Origin of the sequence: Haloarchaeobius pelagicus (assembly GCF_051207375.1) — an archaeon.
In the GTDB taxonomy this organism is placed as follows: domain Archaea; phylum Halobacteriota; class Halobacteria; order Halobacteriales; family Natrialbaceae; genus Haloarchaeobius.
The window spans coordinates 176233-193791 of record NZ_JBPJZD010000004.1 but is presented as its reverse complement, the minus strand read 5'-3'; the positions used below and the strand labels follow the sequence as shown (position 1 = coordinate 193791).

Genomic DNA, 17559 nt, shown 5'->3' with positions numbered 1-17559 from the left:
CCGTCGCATCTGCACTTCTTCCGACTCTCTCCGTTGGCCTTAGCCCTGCAGTTCCTGGCACTGTTCGCGTAGCTTTATGTGACATCCTTGCTTGCTGTCATACCACAAACGTTCGCGGTCTATGCGTCGACCGCTACCCATCGATGACGAGAACTCAACCGCTTCCGGACCGACTCCGTGACCACGCGGACGCGACAACCAGAGCGGAGTATGTCGAGCTCGAAGCCGCCGTGGCTACGGCGGCGAAACGCCTCGAAACCGACGCCGACGACGCCGCTGGCCTCGTCGGACCGCTCGTCGACGTGCTACGGGCGCAGACCGGCGAGGTGAGTACGGCTGACGCGCTCGTGCACGACCCGGCCAGGGCGACGGCCGTCGAGTCCCGGGTTGCACGTCTGGTTCAGCAGGTCGCCCACGCGAGACCGTCGCTCGTTGTGGACCACGCTCGGGACCTGGCCACGGTGGCTCTCGAGCGCGACGGACCGATGAACGACGTCGAGATGACGCTCTCGAGGCTCATGAGCGAGGAGCCGTCGGTGTTCGTTGCCTGCTGTGACGCAGCGGCTTCGACCATCGATGCCGGTGGCGGGGGCACGCGCCGCGCCGCCTTCGATCTCATCGCGACCATAATCGACCCACACATGGAGTGGCTTCCCTCAGACACAGCCACCGAGCCCACAGCCCTGTACGATGACAGCGCTGACGAGGCCCCGTCCACGCCACTGCCCGTCCGGAAGGCGGAAGCCATCGAAACCGTTGTGACCGCTGCCGTCACCACCGTCGACGCCGGTGCGGCCGGCAGCACGGCAGCTGCAGGCGCGTACACCGCCATTGCGCGAGCGAAACCGGATGAGGCCATCCCGGCCACGCCCTGGGTCATCCACGCCATCCGAACACATGAGGACCCCGACCTGCAGGCTGCCCTCCTCGACGGAGTCGTTGCGCTCGCCGCAACCCGGCCGGGAGCACTCGAACCGTACCTGTCGACGTTCGTCGCCGCCCTCACCGCGCCCGACGAGCGAATCAGGTCGAACGCCGGCGAGGTACTCGGGGCCGTGGCGTACCGCGACCAGGAGGCGATTCTAGATGTCGTTCCGGACCTCGCAGCGGTCGCCGAAGACGCGGAACGGGGGACTGCGCCCGCGGTGGCCGTACTCGCTAGCGCCGCGAAAGGCGATGCGTACTCGCCTGATGAGGTACCGAACGCAGTGCTCGCTGTCATCGATAGCATCGTCGCGGTTCTCGATTCGGACGACGACGCCGTCCTCGAGCCGGCGACCGAGTTACTGGAGACGGTGGTCAGCGTGGGGACCGAGTTCGACGGAGCGGACATCGTGTTGGACCGTACGACCATCGACCGCCTGCTCGATGTCGCGAGCAGCAACCTCGGTGGACTCACACAGCTACACGCCAGTCGAACGCTCGAAACGGTTGTCGAAACTGACCCGGGCTGGTTCGAGTTCGTCCTCGATGGGCTCGTCGACCGGCTCGACGCGGACGCGGTCGAACGCCGCGTGGGCACGCTCGAAACCGTCGAATCTATCTTCGACTACCCCACCCTCGCCGAGAACACTCCCGATTCACCGGCCTACCAGCGCCTCCTCTCGGCCCTCATCGATACCCTCGGAGAGTCGACACACGAACTCGCCGTCGACGCACTCTCGGCGATTCTCGGCCAAGACCCGGACGCGTTGCAGTCCGTTGCGAGAGCACTCGAAGCCACCACGAGAGCTGACGACGCCCGCGTCCGTATCGCTGCCTACGAGCTGGTGAGATCGGCCGCCGGCGAGAACGCCGACGTGTTCCTCGCGTTCGACGACGATATCGAACGGGGCCTCGCCGACGATGACCCGGCCGTCGTCGTCGCGGCCCTCGAAGTCGTTCGAGAGGTCACGCCCGAACACTACTGGCTCGTGGTGACATTCCTGTCAACCGTCGCCGACTGCCTGTACACCGACGACCGGGACGTGCGACGGACCGCAGCGTGGGTGCTCGCGAACGTCTCCAAGTCGGCGCCGGGTGCCGTCGCGAACGAGCACAGTGCTGTCGTGTCGGCGTTCGCCGACGCCGCCCCAACGTACGACCCCGACGAGACCTTCGATGTCGCCCGCCACCTCGCGGAGGTGCTGTCGAACGTCGCCGACCGCGAACCTGCGGCCGTCGAGCCAGTGACCGGCGACCTCGCGGCCCTCGGTCGAGGGATGACGGACGAACTGGACCGGACCGCATGGTATGCACTCCAGGCGCTTGGTGCGGCCGCCAAGGAGTCGCCGCCCGCCCGTGACGCGCTCATGGACGTCTACGAGAAGGGCACCCCTACAGCGGCGAACGCGGCCGCACGATATCTTGGGAAGGTGGTCGAGGAAACGCCAGAAATTGCGGAGCCGATCCTCCCGCGTGTCTGCAGCCGCGAACTCGACGAGCCCATACGCATCGACGTGGTCGAGGTCTGTGCAACCGAATACCCAACTTCTGCGGCGGCTGCCGTCCCCGACCTCGTCAACGTGGTCACAACTGGTGACCTGAACGAGCGATCGACGGTTGCCATCCGTGCATTCGACGCACTCGCAACCATCGTCGCAGGCGATGAGTCCGCTGTGGCGTCGGTCGTCCCCGCCGCCGTCGAGGTGGTGTTCGAGACCACGGAAGCGCCCGTTGCGACCGCGGCCGTCGAAGCTCTGGCAGACATCATGGCAGCGAACCCGGAAGCAGCACGGGCTGCGCTGCCCCCGGCGGCGAGCGAATCGCCAATCGAACTGGTCGATCTGGAACCCATCGGCGACCCTACCATCGCAGACCTCGAGCAGGGCCTGACGGACCCTGCGCCCACCGAACGCTTCCAGGCAGCGTTCGCGTACAGGGCGCTCGCCGCTGACGACCCAGACGCTGCCGTCTCGCTCCTCGACCTCGTCGTCGCACAGGTCGAGTCCGAGCCGCCGCTGACACGGATCCAACTCTATGGAGCCATCGAAAAACTGAGCGAAGAACACCACGAGCGCGTCGCAGAAGTGCTCCCGAACCTCGTTGACAGCGTGGTCTCGAAGGGTCCGCCGCCGACCATCGACGAGTCGGGGCTCTCCGGCGACCTCTCGTTCGCCCTCTTGGGTGCGATCGTCAACACTGTCATCTCGGTTCCGGAACACACCGTCTCGATCGTCGAACGGCTCCGAAGTGGACTCGATGCGTCGGGTCGTGGAGAGCGGATCCAGAGCGCGCTCTACCTCGCCATCGTCGCCATCGCCGAGAACGAAGTACCCCACGACGGCGGACTCTCGGAGGCGCTAGACAGGGCCGAATCCAAGCTCCGCTCGCTGCTCGACGGCACGGATTTAGAACGCCAGTGTGCTTCCTTCGCCCTCACAACACTTGTTACGGCGCTCCCCGATACCCTGCCGATACTTCGAGAAGTACTGGAGACCCCAGACCACCCACTGGAGGAGGAAGCAGTGGAGGCGCTCTCGCTCGCCGCCGACGAAGCCCCACACGAGATCTCCGAGATCACAGGCGGCGTGCAAGCTCTCATCGTCGGTGCGAACCACCGGGACGACGCGGTCCGCGCCGAGGCTGTGACGGGCCTCTGCCTTGTCGCACACGCGACCGGCGACGAACGGGCGACCGAAGCAGTCGGGGACGCGCTGACAGACAATACCTCCGAAGTCCGCAAGGCGGCCGTAGAGGCGTTCGGTTTTGCATCCCGCCAGCCCACTCCCCTCGACCCGGCGCTCCCTGGGCTCGCGCGAGCACTCGCAAGCGACGACGAAGCAGTCCGGCAGGCGGCGGTCGGCGCCCTTGAGTTCCACATGGAGCCATCCGACCGTGACCTGGATGCCGAGTCACTGGTCGAGGCTGTCGGGAACGACGACGACGCCGTGACCGACCCCGCCCTCGATTTGCTCTCCGTCGTCGCCCAGAACCGCCCGAAGGACGTCGTTGCTGCCGGCCTCGGTCCCCTCCGTGATGAGTTGGAACGCCGCGACCCCGCGGTGGCCGGCGACGTCCTCCGTATCGTCGACTCCCTCGCCATGAGCGTCCCCGGCGACCTCCACTCCCTCGTCCCAGCACTGGACTCCCACCTCCGCCGCGAGCTCGAGCGAGACGCGAACAATGGCTACCGCCAGCTCTTCAGACTCGCGACGAGGACCTGTCGACGCATCGCAGAGAAAGATCCCGGAGCAGTGGGCGACGCCGTGCCCGAACTGTCGGCGGTCGTCCTCGAGTCCAGCGACGTGGTGTCCGATTTCGTCGTCGACGAAGCTCGTGATGCCATTCGCGCCGTCGCTGACGGCCAACCCGACGCCGTCGCCGCCACCGTCGCGGATGCCGTTACTGCGCTGGACGCCGCGAACCCTAATCGGCGATGGCGCGGCCTCGACCTTCTCGCCGCACTCGTCGATACCGGGGTCGTCCCGATGCCGTCCACAGCTCGCAGCGCCACGACGCTCCTCGGCGACGACGACGCCCGCGTCAGCGCCGCCGCAGCGAAGGTCCTCGACACTGCCATCCGACACGACCAGCCCGTCCCACTTAAGCAGGCAATTCCGAGGCTCGTGGAGACAACGCGGGCCACCGACCCAGACCGGCGAGTCAACGCCACCGCCGCACTCGCCACTGTCGCTGACACCACGCCACGGGTCGTCCCACTCAACCCCGCCCGTGGTTGCCTCACCGCCGACGACCACGAGACCACGGCCGCAGCTGTGCGGTGTCTCTGTGCTCTCCCAGACGCCATCGGCCTGTCCAGCGACGAACGTGACGCGATTAACGCGATGCTCGTCGACGAAGCCGACCCAGAGACGAAACTCGCCGCAATCGAACTTCTGACTGCCATCGACACGCCTGCAGCCACCCAAATGCGTCGCTGATTCGGTCCAGCGCCGGCAGCCTACACCGATGAGTACTTGAGCGGCGTACGGTACGGCGGGCAGCGGTACAGACTCGTCGGAGTCCCCACGGTGCGGCAGGGCCACCGATTTGAGAGGGACCGACGCAGAAATCACCGGCTTTCGAGTTCTCGTTCGGCGGCGGCCTTGTCCGCGAAGCGTTCGCCACAGGCGAGGTAATCGACGAGGAGGTCGACAGAGAGCGGCCGGTAATCGATAAGCTCGACGGAGAAATTCACGCGTCGATTGTCGTGGTCTACGAACGGATAGTGGTCGGGATGATTGTTGTGGTGGTGGCCGTGCAAGAGCCAGCCGGACTGATTCGAGGGGCCGTCTGCGGGGTCGTGGACGACGCGAAACGGGACACCGCGGTGTTCGAACCGATAGTTCTCCACGAAGTGGACGTCGTCCAAATTGTCGAGGACGGTGCCGTCGTGGTTGCCGAGAACGAACACGACCTCGCCGGGGAGTTCCTCGAGCCAGTCGAGCAGCGCGCCCGCGGACTCGCGGATGGTAAGATCGCCACCGAACAAGACCACGTCGTCCGAGTCGACGACCGCCCGCCAGTTCGCGACCAGACGGTCGTTCATCTCCTCGACCGAATCAAACGGCCGGTCACAGTAGTCGATGATGTTGCGGTGGTCGAAATGGAGGTCTGAGATGAGGTAGTCGACCATGCCACGACGTCCAGTGAGAGCGATAAAACCGTTCGGGGTGGGTTCCATTTTTTGTAAGGGGGCGAGCGCTCGCGGTGCTCGTCAGGAGAACTCGCCGAACTGCGTGCCGAATGCGTCCTCGATGAGCGAAAGGGCGCGGGCTTCGATGGCGTCGTGGTCGGTGCTATCGAGCTCTGCGCTCGCGGCAGCCGCATGGCCGCCCGACTCCCCGCCGAAGGAGGCAGTGAGTGGGTCGAGAACGTCCGTGGGCAGTGAGAGCGAGGCGTTGAACGAGTCCCGGATTCGCCCGACGACGCGCGTCCAGCCATCCTGCGGGCAGATGATCAGGGCGATGTCGGCGTTCCCGTCGAGGAGGGCGTGCGCAGCCGCTTTCTCCTCGCTGCCGACTCGAGTGGTGAGGACGATGGTTTCGCCGGACTTGTAGCCGCGTGCGCGGACGACAGCTTTCGCGGTCGCCATCCGGACGTTCCACCCGGTGGTGTCGGACCAGAGGGTCGCCAGGTCCGCACGCTTCTCGCCGGCGGCGTCCAGGAGCGCGACGGTCCGTTCGTAGGTGGCTGGCATGAAGACCGCGCGGAACCCGGCGTCGTCGAAGATGCCTGCTGCGAGAGCCATCGCACCGGCCTTCGTGGGCGACCACTCGCCGGCCGCGAGGGTCTCGGCGACCAGCAGGGCGGTCGCGGGCGCGGACTCGTCGACCCATGCGGCGGCGGCGTGTTCGTGGAGGTCGGCGGGTTCGTGGTGGTCGAGAAAGAGGTATGGCGTGCTCGCAGCGGTCGGGTCGCACGGCGCGATGCGGTCGGTCGACGGTGCGTCGACCACGACGACGAGGTCGTAGGCCTCTAGTTCCGGGTCCGTGGTGACGCGTTGGCCGTCCAGCAGCGGCCGAGCGTTCGCCTTGACGCCATCCGGCGTGCCGATCTCGACGTCGGCGTCGAGCGACTCTGCAAGCCCCACCGCTGAACCGACGGCATCCATGTCGGCCTGCCGGTGAGTGACGACGAGTACTCGTGAACTATTGGCCAGACGAGCGGTGAGCCCTTTCATCAGAGAATAGTTCGCTTCCCTTCATATGGTGATTCGGGTGACTCGGCCTGCACCAGCCGGCGCACTTGCGGTAGCGGCTCCAAACGCACCTGTATCAGAGCCCCGAAAGCAGCCGGTCGACGTCTGTCGTGGTATTGAACGCGTGGAGGGAGACGCGGATGGTGTCGGGCCCCGGAACGGCCTTGATGTGGACGTCCTGTGCCGCCAGTCGCTCGACTGTATCCGCCGGGTCCGCCACAGTGAACGAAACAAGGCCCGACTCAAAACGCTCCGGCGAGTGCAGTTCGGCCGAACGTACCTGTGACTTGAGGTAGTTCGTGAGGCGCTCGATTTCGGACTCGATGGTCCCGTATCCGACCGCCTCGATGGTCGCGAGCGCTTCGGAGAGCGCGGCGTATGGCGCCAGCGACCGCGTGCCGATCTCGAATCGCTGTGCACCCGGTTTCAGGTCGTAGTCCGCCGTCGGCGGATACTCGACGCCGAAGTACCCCAGGTGTGCCGGGTGGAGCGTCTCCGCGAACTCCGGGTCGACGCACAGGAACCCGCTCCCCCAGTCACCCAGCAGCCACTTGTGGCCAGAGGCAACGACTGCGTCGGCACCCCAGTCCGTGACGTCGACCTCGTGCTGGCCGACGGACTGCACGGCGTCGACGAGTACCCGTGCGCCGGCTTCATGGGCGATCGCGGTCAACTCGGACACGGCCACGCGCACGCCGGTCGTCCAGCAGACCGAGCTGAACGTGACCAGCCGCGCGTCCTTGACTGCATCGAGGAACTGGTCACGGTCCACACGCCCGCCTGTGGTCTCGACGACTCTGACCTCGACGTCTTCGTGGCGTTCCAGACGCGCCCACGGTAGCACGTTCGCCATGTGCTCCTGGTCGGTGCGGACGATCACATCGCCAGGGTTCCAATCGATGGCCGCAGCGACCCGTGCCAGTCCATCACCGGTGCTGTGCGTGAGTGCGACGTTCCCTGGCTCGGTCGCCAGATGGTCAGCCACTGCCGCACGCGCGCTGTCGAACACCTGCCTACCGTAGTCGTACATCTCTCCAGATGCGGGCGCCTGGAACTCGTGGCGCTCCAGTGCGGTCGCAGCGGCGACGACGACGCGCCGCGGCGACGGCCCGCTCGCGCCGGTATTCAGGTAGGTCGCGTCCTCGAGCGCGGGAATGGACTCCCGAAGTTCCTGTGGTGTCATCGTCACTCGTATCGACGCGTACCCCCTCTGTCCCCAAGTGTGCACCCAGGCGGATACAGGGCCTGTAAGGTGCTCTCGTTGCAGTCATCATACGCCAGTCGAGGACTCGGTCTCCGCGTCGTGGCCACAGGTATTGTGGACCGCGACTGGAGTTGAAGCCGGGGCAGAGAACTCGTTCATCCATGTATATCGGCGACGAGGCCTGGCCCGATCTGGCATCGTACTTCGAGACAGAATCACTGGCACTCGTTCCGGTGGGCTCGACTGAACAGCACGGGCCACACCTCCCCGAGTCGACCGACCACCTGATCGCCGAGGCGTTCGCCCGCGAGGCCGCCGACCGCGCTGGCTACCTCTGCACACCGACCATCAACGTCGGCGTCAGCACCCACCACCGGCAGTTCCACGGCACCATGTGGGCCGACGCCCCGGCGTTCCGGGACTACGTTGAGTCGGTGACGCGCAACCTCACCGAGCATGGCATCGACCGCCTCATCTACGTGAACGCCCACGGCAACAACGTCGAGCCCCTCCGCGAGGTCGGGCGTCGACTCCGCGACCAGGAGGTCATGTACGCAATCGAATGGATGTGGAACGAGAGCATCCCCGAACTCGTCGATGACCTGTTCGAGCACACCGGCCCGCACGGCGGGCCGAAGGAGACCGCGCTTGTCCAGCATCTCGCGCCTGACCTCGTCCACGAGGACCGGCTCGCCGACGCCCGCGACGGTGGCGTCGTCGACATCACCACGAACGATACCATCGTCAACGGCGCACGGACGTACTACGACGCGATCGACAACACCCCCAATGGCGTCCTCGGCGACCAGACCGACGCTACCGCCGCGAAGGGGGAACAACTTTTCGACGCCGCGACCGAGCAACTCGTCGAACTCTGTGAGTGGCTGGACGCCAGGGAGTTCCAGACGCTCATGCCGAAAGACCACCACTGAGAACCGCTGATTACTACAGGAAACGGTCTCCCCGCTGCATCTCGTTCGGGAGCACATTGACTGAGAACGACACCTCCGAACGCATTGAGGGTCGACGCTCGTCGTCGGAAGCCACTGTGGAAGCAGCACCCGGGGGAAGGTTTGCAAGAACTCCTACTGCGTCGAGTCGCTGTCTGGGTCGGACGTGTTGCTCACGGCGACCGCCCGCTGACTCGATTCACGCCTTACCCACGGGGTAGTCGCCGTAGTGGATCATGTCCCCGAGCTGGATGCTATTCCCGCCCGACTCGAGGAACTCCTCTCGCGTGATTGGTGCGCGGGCGGTGTTCGTGTCGATGCGAATCTCGGGGTGGATGAACCGCACGATGGCGAGCGTCTGGAGAATGCCTTCGCGTGTGATGTCCGGCGTGGTCCCGACCTCCTCGGCGACGGGCGTACCCGCGATGGGCGAGAGGACGTTCAGCGAGAACACGTCGATGCCGATGTCGCGAAGCTCGCGTGCCGCGTCGACGCGGTCCACCGCGGTCTCCCCCATCCCGACGATGATGCCCGAGATGAGGTCGATGCCCGCATCACGAGCGACCTCCAGCGTTCGACGCCGCTCCTCGAACGTGTGCGTACTCGTGATTTTCTCGAAGTACCGCGGCGACGTCTCGACCATGTGGACGTAGTGCTGGACCCCCTCGTCCGCGAGCCGCTCGGCCTCATCTTGCTGGAGGAACCCGAGGCAGGCGTCGACATCCAAGTCGGTCTCCTCGCGAATCGTCTCGATCGCGCCAAGGACCTCTTGCCACTCGTCGGTACGGAGTTCGCTGTCCGCACCCCGGCGGGTCGACACGATATTGAATCGCTCAGCACCCTTGCGCTCGGCGCGCTTGGCGGCATCCCGGAGCTTCTCGCGCTCGATGACACCGTGCTGTTCGACATCCGCGTCGTGGCGTGCGGAGTACGCACAGAACCCGCAGTCCTGGCTACAGATTCCCCGCGTGACGTAGCCGAGGCCGCGGGTCGTGACACCCTCGCCGGCCAGCTCGTCACGCACGACCGCTGCACCATCGGTTAGCGCATCAACCGGCTCCTCGAGCAGCGCCAGGCACTCCTCGCGGGTCAGTTGCTCGCCCGCCAGCGTTTTTTCGACCGCTTCGTCGACCGTCTCGTTCCCCGTTGGCTGTGACATACCCGGATGGAAAACACCCACCGTAAAAGGACAGATACCCCTTCTACAGACGATGTAAGCCCCACTCTCGTCTTTACACCCCAGCGGTCGTCGGTCGGAATATGCACGACCAATTCACCTGCGATCGCTGCCTGGAACGGGTTATCCCGGAGTTCCGAATCATCGATCCAGGCGGCTGTCACCCACTCGGCACGGCCACGACCATCAGGCAATGCCCCGACTGTGGTGAGGTGCTCGGCGCTTCATGACCGATTTTTCTCCCCTCATCAAGGTGACCCCCGAGTGCAACCTCCGGTGTCGCTACTACCACTACAGCGACCAGGTGGACGAGTACCCCGACGACTGGGGGCCAGAGGACCTGGAACAGATGCGCGAGCGCCACGCGGAGAGAGGCCTATGACCAGGAACCACACCGAGCGCGCGGAGCGGGACGCACGCCTGTCACTCGCGGCCCAAGAACACCCCGCCGGACGCGTCGATCTGACCTCGACATCGTCGTTCATGGAGGCGTTCCGCGAACGCGCTTTCCGTGACGGGAGTGTCGCGGCGCTGTTCCACGAGAACACGAAGTTCGACCGCCACTACCAGATGCAGTCGGCGATGACGTCGAGCGACCTCCCAGACGGGTTCTCGACGGTCGAACAGGACTACCACGGCCAGGAGACGGTGTCGCTCCCGACGCCGAACGCACTAGACTGTGGGCTGGCAGACGTGCTCGCTCGCCGGCGGAGTGTCCGAGAGTTCGCCGACCGCGGTGTGACCACTGAGACCCTCGGCACACTCCTCGGGCACGCGGTCGCACCAACCGCCGAACGGGACACCGGTATCGTCAGCGAGACATCGCGGTCCTATCCGTCGGCGGGTGGGCTCTACCCGATCGAGGTGTACCCGGTCGTCAGCGACGGCGCGGACATCGACGCGGGGACGTACTACTACTCACCGCGGGAGCACGCCTTGCGGGTGCTGGAGCGGGGCGGGACCGGCGATCGGTTCACCGGGTGCTTCATGGACGAGCCCTTCGCCGGCGCAATCGTCGACGATGCCCCGGTGACGTTCGTCCTGACTGGCTGTCTCAGTCGTGTCGCGTCCAAGTACGGTATGGTCGGCTACCGGTTCGCGCTCTACGAGGCCGGCCACCTCGCCCAGACCCTCCTGTTGGCCGCGACGGCACTCGGTCTGGGTGGGGTTCCGCTCGGGAGTTTCCTCGACGACGACCTCGATCAGTTCCTCGGCGTCGACGGCACCAACGAAGCCACACTGTACCCCATCGCAGTCGGCCACCCACAGGACGAGAACCAAGATATCCATGACTGACACATCCACGCCTCTGGCATCGTATCCGCGCATCAACCCGGCGTTCGGGACGGTCATCGAGAGCGACGACGCGGTCACGTTCACCGCTGGCCCCTGGAGCGGGCCGGTGTTCGAAATCGAGGACGAGGACCGGGAGGGGCAGCTCGCCAACTTCGTCACGGCCCTGGACGGGACCACGCACGTCGACGCCATCCTCGACTCGTTCGACCCCGAGAGCAGGGAGGACCTTCGCGGCGTGCTGTTTGCGCTCCAGGAGAAGAGCATCGTCCGCGACGCTGGCGAGCCAGTCGACGCCGAGCGTGCTCGCGTCGGCGGCTACCTCGCCCTCCGCGACGACGAATCCGACCGCGAGGCACAGCTCGCGAACGCGACGCTCGCGGTCGTCGGGGCGGGACTGGCCGGCCGTACGTTCGTGCGCGCCCTCCTCGACTCGGGCGTCGGCGGTATCGAGTACGTCGATCTCTCGACGGACACGAATACAGAGCGCGCTCAGGCGGACGCCGGCCCGCGTGAGGGTGTGTTCGCGGACGACCGTGTCACGCACCATGTCGACCCGGACCTCCAGGCACTGCTCGGCGAGTCGACGTTCGGCGCGATGGCAGTCGACCGGCCGTACCCGTCGGTCGCGACAGCGCTGAACGAGGCCGCCCACAGGACCGGAACCCCGTGGACCATCGGCGTCGTCAACGGGGTCGACGGACAGGTCGGGCCGACGGTCTACCCGGGCGAGACGGCGTGCTACGACTGCTTCCGCGAACGCGCTAACGCGGCGACCGGGGCAGCTTACACGTCGTTCGAGTCGTCCTCCGAGGCACCGCGACCCGGGCTCCCCGCGTTCGCGACGATCGTGAGCGGGCTGCTCGCCGCTGACGTCATCGAGCAGGTGACAGGTGGGTTCGGCGTTACTACCGGCAGCGTCGTCGACTTCGATTTCGACTCGTTCGCCGTTCAGGCCGACGAGGTGCTCCGGCTCCCACACTGTGAGGCCTGTGGACGTGACGCCGATCGTCTGGACGCGCCGCGACACGTTACTATCGACCGCCTCGCGTCTCGTTCAACGGAGGGGAAACGATGAACGTCGACGCCACCGACCATCCCGCGACCAGGGCCGAGCGCTGTCTCGGTCACCTCTGTAGTCCCGCGACCGGCCTTGAGTTCAGACAACCCGACCGAGGGACGGGCGAGTTCGCCATCACCGAGCTCACCACGGCCGCGGTCGAGCGCGTCGTTCCTGACACGGGCGACGAACCGATCAGCGTGACCGTCGGCGGTGGCGGAACCACAGCCTCGGCGGCGACGCTCACCGCGCTCGGTGAGTTCATCGAACGCTACAGCATGTACTGGCCGCTCGCGGACAGAGTCGACGCGACCCACGCCGAGCTGTGTGCAGCCGGCGAGTGCGTCGTCCACCTCGAGTTCCTCAGGGTCTGGCCGGACGACGAACTCGAAGCAGCCGGGTTCGAGACATTCGACGCGGACACTACCACCGAGTGGGTGCCGGGGACGACGCTCTCCGGCGGCGACGAAGTTCTCGTTCCGACGGACCTCGTGTCGTTCGCGCACGCCCACCGTGACGGAGCATCACTGCCTGAATCGACGAGCGGGAACGCCTGCGGAAGTTCGTTGGCAGGGGCTCTCGTGCGGTCGCTCAACGAGCAGGTCGAACGCGACGCAGTCATGCGGACGTGGTACGAGTGCCGAACGCCGACCCGACTCGACATCTCCGCACTTGAAGAACTGGACGCGTTCCGACGGCGCATCACGCCAGCCGGCTACCAGCTTCATGTGCTCGAACTCCCGACGCCAACGGACTGCGCCGCTGTCGCGACCATGCTGGTCAACAACGCCGACCGCGTCCCGAAGTTCCGTCTGTTCGCCGGCGCCCACCGCTCGCTCGACGGCGCGATCCAGGATGCACTCTCGGAGACCGCCGAAGGATTACTCCAGACGAAGTACCAGCTCGCGACCGGCGACATCCCAGATCCTGACATCGATGTGGACTCGGTGTACGACTTCGACCGGAACGTCCAGTACTACATGCGCCCCGAGAACTTCACCGCAGTCGCTCATCTTCAACAGGGCGACGTTCGGACGGTTTCACGGGAGGAGCTGGTATCCAGCGGGCAGTCCCAATCCGAGACGCCCTCGGCGAGTGACGAGTCGGCGTCTCTGGGCGAGGAAACGACGTTCGACGACCCACGCCGCGAGCTGGAGCGCACGCTCGCGGCGGTCAGGGCGAACAAGGACCTGACGCCCATAGCCGTGGACCTCACGCCGGCTGACGTCCGCGAACTCGGCTTGTACGCCACAGCAGTGTACGTTCCGGGACTCGTCGACATCACACCACCAGCCCTCGCCCCCGTCGACCACCCCGCCCTCGACCGCATCGAGAATCGCGATCCTCACCCCTTCCCCTGAGGACAGGCGGACGTGGACCGCCTTCGAGAACAAGCTTAAATTGCCCTGACTAGCGGAGCGAAAACGAGGTGTCTCAGTGGAGCCCGCTTTCGTGAACGGTGTCGCAGACTAAACACTGAGCTTTCAGCTCGCCGTCGATCATCGCCGTGTCGAGGTACTCGCTGTCTCCACACGCACCGCACGTCCGCGGTTCGCGCCCCGACGTCGAGTTCGGCGGCGCACCCATCGCCAAGACCACCGCCTCGTAATCGTCTGCATTGCGACCTTGCTGGTACTCGCCACGACCGAAGCTGACGACTTCCCCCGCCTCGACACGCACCGATTCTGGCTCGGCACCCGGGTCATCTGTCGTCTCGAAGGTCACCACGCCCTCGAGGACGTAGAACACTTCCTCCTGGTCCATGTGTGCGTGCATCCCGCCCACCAGACAGTCACCGGGTGCGAGTCGATAGTGATTCAGCGCCATGTCTGTTGTTCCGAGGGTGTCACTCAATGGTCGCCGGTCGACCTCCAGATTCCCCTCCGGCTCCGGGTCAAGCGCGTCGATAGAGACACGTTCCATACGAGAGATTGTTCACCGTCACCGCGTCAACGCTGCTGGTGGTCTACACTGCCCGTAACTCCGGCTCCCGGTTTATGCAGGCAGCCATGCCAGTCGAGAATGCAGTATGAACCTGCAAATCGAAGCCCGTTCGAAGGACGCATCGAATACTAACGAATCGCGGTCCGGCTGCGCCCGCTGCGGTCGCAGTCGTGCTGGCTGCAGTCGCCAGTAAGCACAACGACCTTCACCCGGCCAGATCGTGCCTAGCCGGAGAGGCCACGACTACCCCTCTCGCACCAGGCTGTCGGGAACTCACCGCGCTGGCCGGCGAGGACGCCACCAGGGGTCACTCGCCACGGCCGGCCTGCGGTGGCCGTGCCAACTTTTCGATTCCGACACCGCCACTGTCGGCGTCAGCTTCAGTTTGATACTAATGATCGACCCGACACATCGACCGGGACACAATCCGCCCGCGGTCGCACGCTCGGTTCTCACTCCCGACGGGTGCGTGCGTGGCCGTCGAGTGCGGTCAGTTCGTCGACGAGCTCGAGTCGTGTGGTGTCGTCGAAGTTCTTCGTCGCGAGTGCGCGGGCGATCGTGATGGCGAGTGAGTCGAGTGACCTGTCTGTGGCGGCGGCTGCCGTGCCGAGAAGCGAGAGTAGGCGGACGCCATCGGGAGAACCACGACCGAGGTACGCGTCGAAACTCGGTGCGTCAGGCACCCCGAACGACGCGACGGGGACTGCTTCGAGGACGGCGTCAGGGGAGACAGCACCGGTGTCGAGGAGCGTCTCGATGACCTCGAGGGTCCCGTCCGGGACCTGCGTCGCTTTCGAGACGATTATGGGGTCTTCATCGGCTGCGTCCCGGAGCGACGTCGCGTACGTTTCGAGCACATGGTGGGCGTCGGCGGCCGACAGGCGGTTCGCGACCGCAGGGACCGAGAGCAACGTCCCGGCGTTCTTGGGGTCATTTTTGAGGATGGTCAGGGCTGTCGTGGCGACATCGTCGATAGTGTCGTTGTTTAGCCACCCGCGGTCGAGGAACGTCGAAAGGACGGACAGCGTCGGGTCCGCGAATCCGCCGTCGCCCATCTCTCCCGTCGCATGTTCGAGCATCGGTTCGAGGAGGTCCGGGGTTGCGGCTTCGGTCAGCCATGGGCGTTTCGACTGGGGTTCCTTGAATACCAGAAACTGTCTCCGTGTCGTCGACGTGCCGTCCCGGATGGCCTTGACGGCAGCCGTCCGTACGTGCGGGTCCTCAGCGCGAAGGCGGTCGCGGAGGGGGTCGAGGTCGGACGGGTGTGTGGGTCGTGGGGTCGCGTCGATGGCGTCCCTGAGATAATCACTTACGGGGCTGAGGGCGTGGTTCTGGTGGGCACATCGCCCGGTTGCGTCGACGACGGCCACGAGACACGCGAACGCGTCGGCTCGCCGGGTGAATTCGTGTGCGTCGAGGACTGTAGCGAGCGCGTGCACGATGACCGGGAGGTCCTCGACGGATGCCGTCGGGACGCGGTCCCGGAGCGCGGCGGCGAGTGCGGCATAGTCGAAAAATGCGCCGATGTCGTGGTGTTCGAGCAGTGCGGTTGTGGTCTGCAGGAGCGCACTGGACGCTGCGAGTTCTGTCGGTGTGACGTCCGCGACGAGCCTTCTGGCGTCGGCCTTAGCGAGGACGTTCGAGGGCGCGAGCTGGCGCACGGCGATGGCGGCAGGGCCGCGGTCGTCATCGCTCCCGTTCAGCGCCGTCTCAACGAGCGACGTGACCACCATGTCGACCGTCTCCGCCGGGAGGAGAGACGCAGTCAGCAGTTCTCTGAGTGCGCGCCCGATCTCGTGGGCCCGTCGTTCGGGTGCGTCCTGGAGTGCGCCTCGCGTCGCATCGACGAGCCGCCAGGCGACCGCGGGGCTCGCGCGCTCGCTCGCAGCGGGACAGACGGGGTCGCCGGTTTCGAAGTCATCCTCGAACAGGCGCTTGACCGCGCCGAGCGCGGCATCGACGGCCTGGCGGTCGCCGTTCTCAAGCGACGACGCAAGTGACGCGAGGAGGTCGTCGACGAACCACGCCGGCAGACAGTCACAATCTGCGAGCACCTGCACGAACCGGACCGCTGGCCGCCGCGAGGACTCGACGGTTTCCAGAAGGCCCGCCAGGACACCGTCGAACAGTGACTCGACCGTCCCCTCGTCGAGAGTCTGGGCGGTGACGACGCGCTGGAGCGCCCCGAAGACGGTCCCGTCGATGCTGCGGTCCATGTCCGTCAAGAACGACCCGAGTGTCCCGACGTATCGGCGTCGCACCGCGGGCGTGGCCGTCACGACAGCTCCGCGACCGAGCATCCAGATCGCAGTGTTCCCGCCGTCGCCGTATTCGGCGGCGACCGCGGCCACATGCTCACTGACCGCGTCGACCAGTGCTGCCGCCCTCGCGTCGGTCGGGGCCTGACTGGCGGGCCTGTGAGTCTGGACGTACCGCCCCCAGCAGCGGACCACGGGCGTGTCAGCACCGACGAGTGCTTGGCTGGCGGCGATGATACGGGCTTGCGATGGCGGGTCGAGGTCTGGGGTCGTGAGGAGGACAGCGGCCGCTTGTGCGTCAGCTGGCGCAATAGCGTCGCGCGGTGGGTCGAGGACGCGGTCAATCACAGCCCGACGGGTCGCTACCAGCGCGTCAGTATGCTCGCGAAGGAGTGCGGCCGGTGCAGCGAACAGAAACGCGTCCAAGGCCTCGCTCAGGGCGACCGGCATCGGGGCAGGCGACTCACGAATTCCGTGGATAGCGTTACGGGCGTCGGGCGTGGCATCGATGACCGCCTCCAATTGCAGGAGTCGGAGGATGCCCGCAAGGAGTCGCTCGTACTCGGACGCCGGTGGTGTCACATCCCTGAGCACGCTGGCGTCGATGTCTTCCAGTGCATCGACGCACTCGTACTGGACCGCGACCGACGCGTACGCCCCTTCGAACAGTCGCACCGCACCGCGCTCGGTGGCCGTCGCCTCCTCGTAGAGGACCTCCGCGATGTCCGCCAGCAACCCCGGGTAGTCCGTAGTGTACGCCATCCCGTGGGGTATCGCGTTCAACGCCTCCTTTCTGCGAAGGACCGTTGAGGCACGACGGGATGTACCGGGCGCGAGCGCCTCCCTGATCCTGTCGACGAGCTCGTCCGGGTCGCGTTCGTCTCTGCGCATGCTATCGACTCTGCATGCCCTCGAGTTCCCGAAGTGGTCGGTGTTCGTGAGTCCAGTTGAGGTGTCTGTATCCTCCGGTACGCCATCGAAGCGAGAAACCGTCAGCGTGTGGCGTTACCGTCACTCGATTGATGTCTGGTTCTCGGTCGGCAAAAGTGAT

12 protein-coding genes are annotated in these 17559 nt (G+C 65.9%); 6 read left to right on the top strand and 6 right to left on the bottom strand.

What is annotated here, in order from left to right; translation table 11 throughout:
• Positions 1–143: 143 nt before the first annotated feature.
• Complete coding sequence (locus ACSC1S_RS21670) at positions 144–4862, top strand: HEAT repeat domain-containing protein (RefSeq protein WP_435366143.1); 4719 nt, start codon at positions 144–146, stop codon at positions 4860–4862.
• 131 nt (positions 4863–4993) lie between these two features.
• On the opposite strand, the gene ACSC1S_RS21665 is transcribed toward ACSC1S_RS21670, so the two are convergent.
• The 3 genes from ACSC1S_RS21665 to ACSC1S_RS21655 all read right to left on the bottom strand — a co-directional run bounded on the left by ACSC1S_RS21665 (position 4994) and on the right by ACSC1S_RS21655 (position 7805).
• The gene (locus ACSC1S_RS21665; protein WP_435366142.1) at positions 4994–5557 is read right to left on the bottom strand and encodes a hypothetical protein; all 564 of its coding nucleotides are present in this window, start codon (positions 5555–5557) and stop codon (positions 4994–4996) included.
• An 81-nt stretch (positions 5558–5638) separates the two neighbouring features.
• Complete coding sequence (locus tag ACSC1S_RS21660; protein ID WP_435366141.1) at positions 5639–6604, bottom strand: DHH family phosphoesterase; 966 nt, start codon at positions 6602–6604, stop codon at positions 5639–5641.
• A 94-nt stretch (positions 6605–6698) separates the two neighbouring features.
• Positions 6699–7805: an aminotransferase class V-fold PLP-dependent enzyme gene (locus ACSC1S_RS21655; protein ID WP_435366140.1), complete on the bottom strand. Its 1107-nt coding sequence runs from the start codon at positions 7803–7805 to the stop codon at positions 6699–6701.
• 182 nt (positions 7806–7987) lie between these two features.
• Between ACSC1S_RS21655 and ACSC1S_RS21650 the strand changes: the two genes are divergently transcribed.
• Positions 7988–8758, top strand: a complete 771-nt coding sequence (locus tag ACSC1S_RS21650; RefSeq protein WP_435366139.1) for a creatininase family protein — start codon at positions 7988–7990, stop codon at positions 8756–8758.
• A 217-nt stretch (positions 8759–8975) separates the two neighbouring features.
• On the opposite strand, the gene bioB is transcribed toward ACSC1S_RS21650, so the two are convergent.
• The gene (gene bioB, locus ACSC1S_RS21645) at positions 8976–9935 is read right to left on the bottom strand and encodes a biotin synthase BioB (RefSeq protein ID WP_435366138.1); all 960 of its coding nucleotides are present in this window, start codon (positions 9933–9935) and stop codon (positions 8976–8978) included.
• A gap of 244 nt (positions 9936–10179) precedes the next feature.
• On the opposite strand from bioB, the gene ACSC1S_RS21640 reads away from it, so the two are divergent.
• Genes ACSC1S_RS21640 through ACSC1S_RS21625 form a run of 4 tightly spaced genes read left to right on the top strand, consistent with a single transcriptional unit; the run spans position 10180 to position 13667 of the window.
• The gene (locus tag ACSC1S_RS21640; protein WP_435366137.1) at positions 10180–10335 is read left to right on the top strand and encodes a hypothetical protein; all 156 of its coding nucleotides are present in this window, start codon (positions 10180–10182) and stop codon (positions 10333–10335) included.
• Positions 10332–11249 (top strand): SagB/ThcOx family dehydrogenase, encoded by a 918-nt coding sequence (locus tag ACSC1S_RS21635; protein ID WP_435366136.1) that lies wholly within the window; start codon positions 10332–10334, stop codon positions 11247–11249. The genes ACSC1S_RS21640 and ACSC1S_RS21635 overlap by 4 nt, the downstream gene beginning before the upstream one ends.
• The gene (locus ACSC1S_RS21630) at positions 11242–12324 is read left to right on the top strand and encodes a TOMM precursor leader peptide-binding protein (RefSeq protein ID WP_435366135.1); all 1083 of its coding nucleotides are present in this window, start codon (positions 11242–11244) and stop codon (positions 12322–12324) included. Before ACSC1S_RS21635 ends, ACSC1S_RS21630 begins: the two co-directional genes overlap by 8 nt.
• Positions 12321–13667 carry a YcaO-like family protein gene (locus ACSC1S_RS21625; RefSeq protein WP_435366134.1) on the top strand — a complete coding sequence of 449 codons (1347 nt, stop codon included), beginning with the start codon at positions 12321–12323 and terminating at the stop codon, positions 13665–13667. Before ACSC1S_RS21630 ends, ACSC1S_RS21625 begins: the two co-directional genes overlap by 4 nt.
• A gap of 73 nt (positions 13668–13740) precedes the next feature.
• Here ACSC1S_RS21625 and ACSC1S_RS21620 read toward each other — a convergent pair whose 3' ends face one another.
• Positions 13741–14229, bottom strand: coding sequence for a cupin domain-containing protein (locus ACSC1S_RS21620; RefSeq protein ID WP_435366133.1), 489 nt, complete (start codon positions 14227–14229; stop codon positions 13741–13743).
• A gap of 473 nt (positions 14230–14702) precedes the next feature.
• On the bottom strand, positions 14703–17399 hold the full coding sequence (locus tag ACSC1S_RS21615; RefSeq protein ID WP_435366132.1) for a hypothetical protein: 2697 nt from the start codon (positions 17397–17399) through the stop codon (positions 14703–14705).
• Positions 17400–17559: the final 160 nt, after the last annotated feature.

What these genes read in the sequence shown, in the direction of transcription:
- ACSC1S_RS21670 (WP_435366143.1), top strand. Translation starts at nt 144, where the DNA reads ATGACGAGAACTCAACCGCTTCCGGACCGACTCCGTGACCACGCGGAC.
- ACSC1S_RS21665 (WP_435366142.1), bottom strand. Translation starts at nt 5,557, where the DNA reads ATGGTCGACTACCTCATCTCAGACCTCCATTTCGACCACCGCAACATC.
- ACSC1S_RS21660 (WP_435366141.1), bottom strand. Translation starts at nt 6,604, where the DNA reads ATGAAAGGGCTCACCGCTCGTCTGGCCAATAGTTCACGAGTACTCGTC.
- ACSC1S_RS21655 (WP_435366140.1), bottom strand. Translation starts at nt 7,805, where the DNA reads ATGACACCACAGGAACTTCGGGAGTCCATTCCCGCGCTCGAGGACGCG.
- ACSC1S_RS21650 (WP_435366139.1), top strand. Translation starts at nt 7,988, where the DNA reads ATGTATATCGGCGACGAGGCCTGGCCCGATCTGGCATCGTACTTCGAG.
- bioB (WP_435366138.1), bottom strand. Translation starts at nt 9,935, where the DNA reads ATGTCACAGCCAACGGGGAACGAGACGGTCGACGAAGCGGTCGAAAAA.
- ACSC1S_RS21640 (WP_435366137.1), top strand. Translation starts at nt 10,180, where the DNA reads ATGACCGATTTTTCTCCCCTCATCAAGGTGACCCCCGAGTGCAACCTC.
- ACSC1S_RS21635 (WP_435366136.1), top strand. Translation starts at nt 10,332, where the DNA reads ATGACCAGGAACCACACCGAGCGCGCGGAGCGGGACGCACGCCTGTCA.
- ACSC1S_RS21630 (WP_435366135.1), top strand. Translation starts at nt 11,242, where the DNA reads ATGACTGACACATCCACGCCTCTGGCATCGTATCCGCGCATCAACCCG.
- ACSC1S_RS21625 (WP_435366134.1), top strand. Translation starts at nt 12,321, where the DNA reads ATGAACGTCGACGCCACCGACCATCCCGCGACCAGGGCCGAGCGCTGT.
- ACSC1S_RS21620 (WP_435366133.1), bottom strand. Translation starts at nt 14,229, where the DNA reads ATGGAACGTGTCTCTATCGACGCGCTTGACCCGGAGCCGGAGGGGAAT.
- ACSC1S_RS21615 (WP_435366132.1), bottom strand. Translation starts at nt 17,399, where the DNA reads ATGCGCAGAGACGAACGCGACCCGGACGAGCTCGTCGACAGGATCAGG.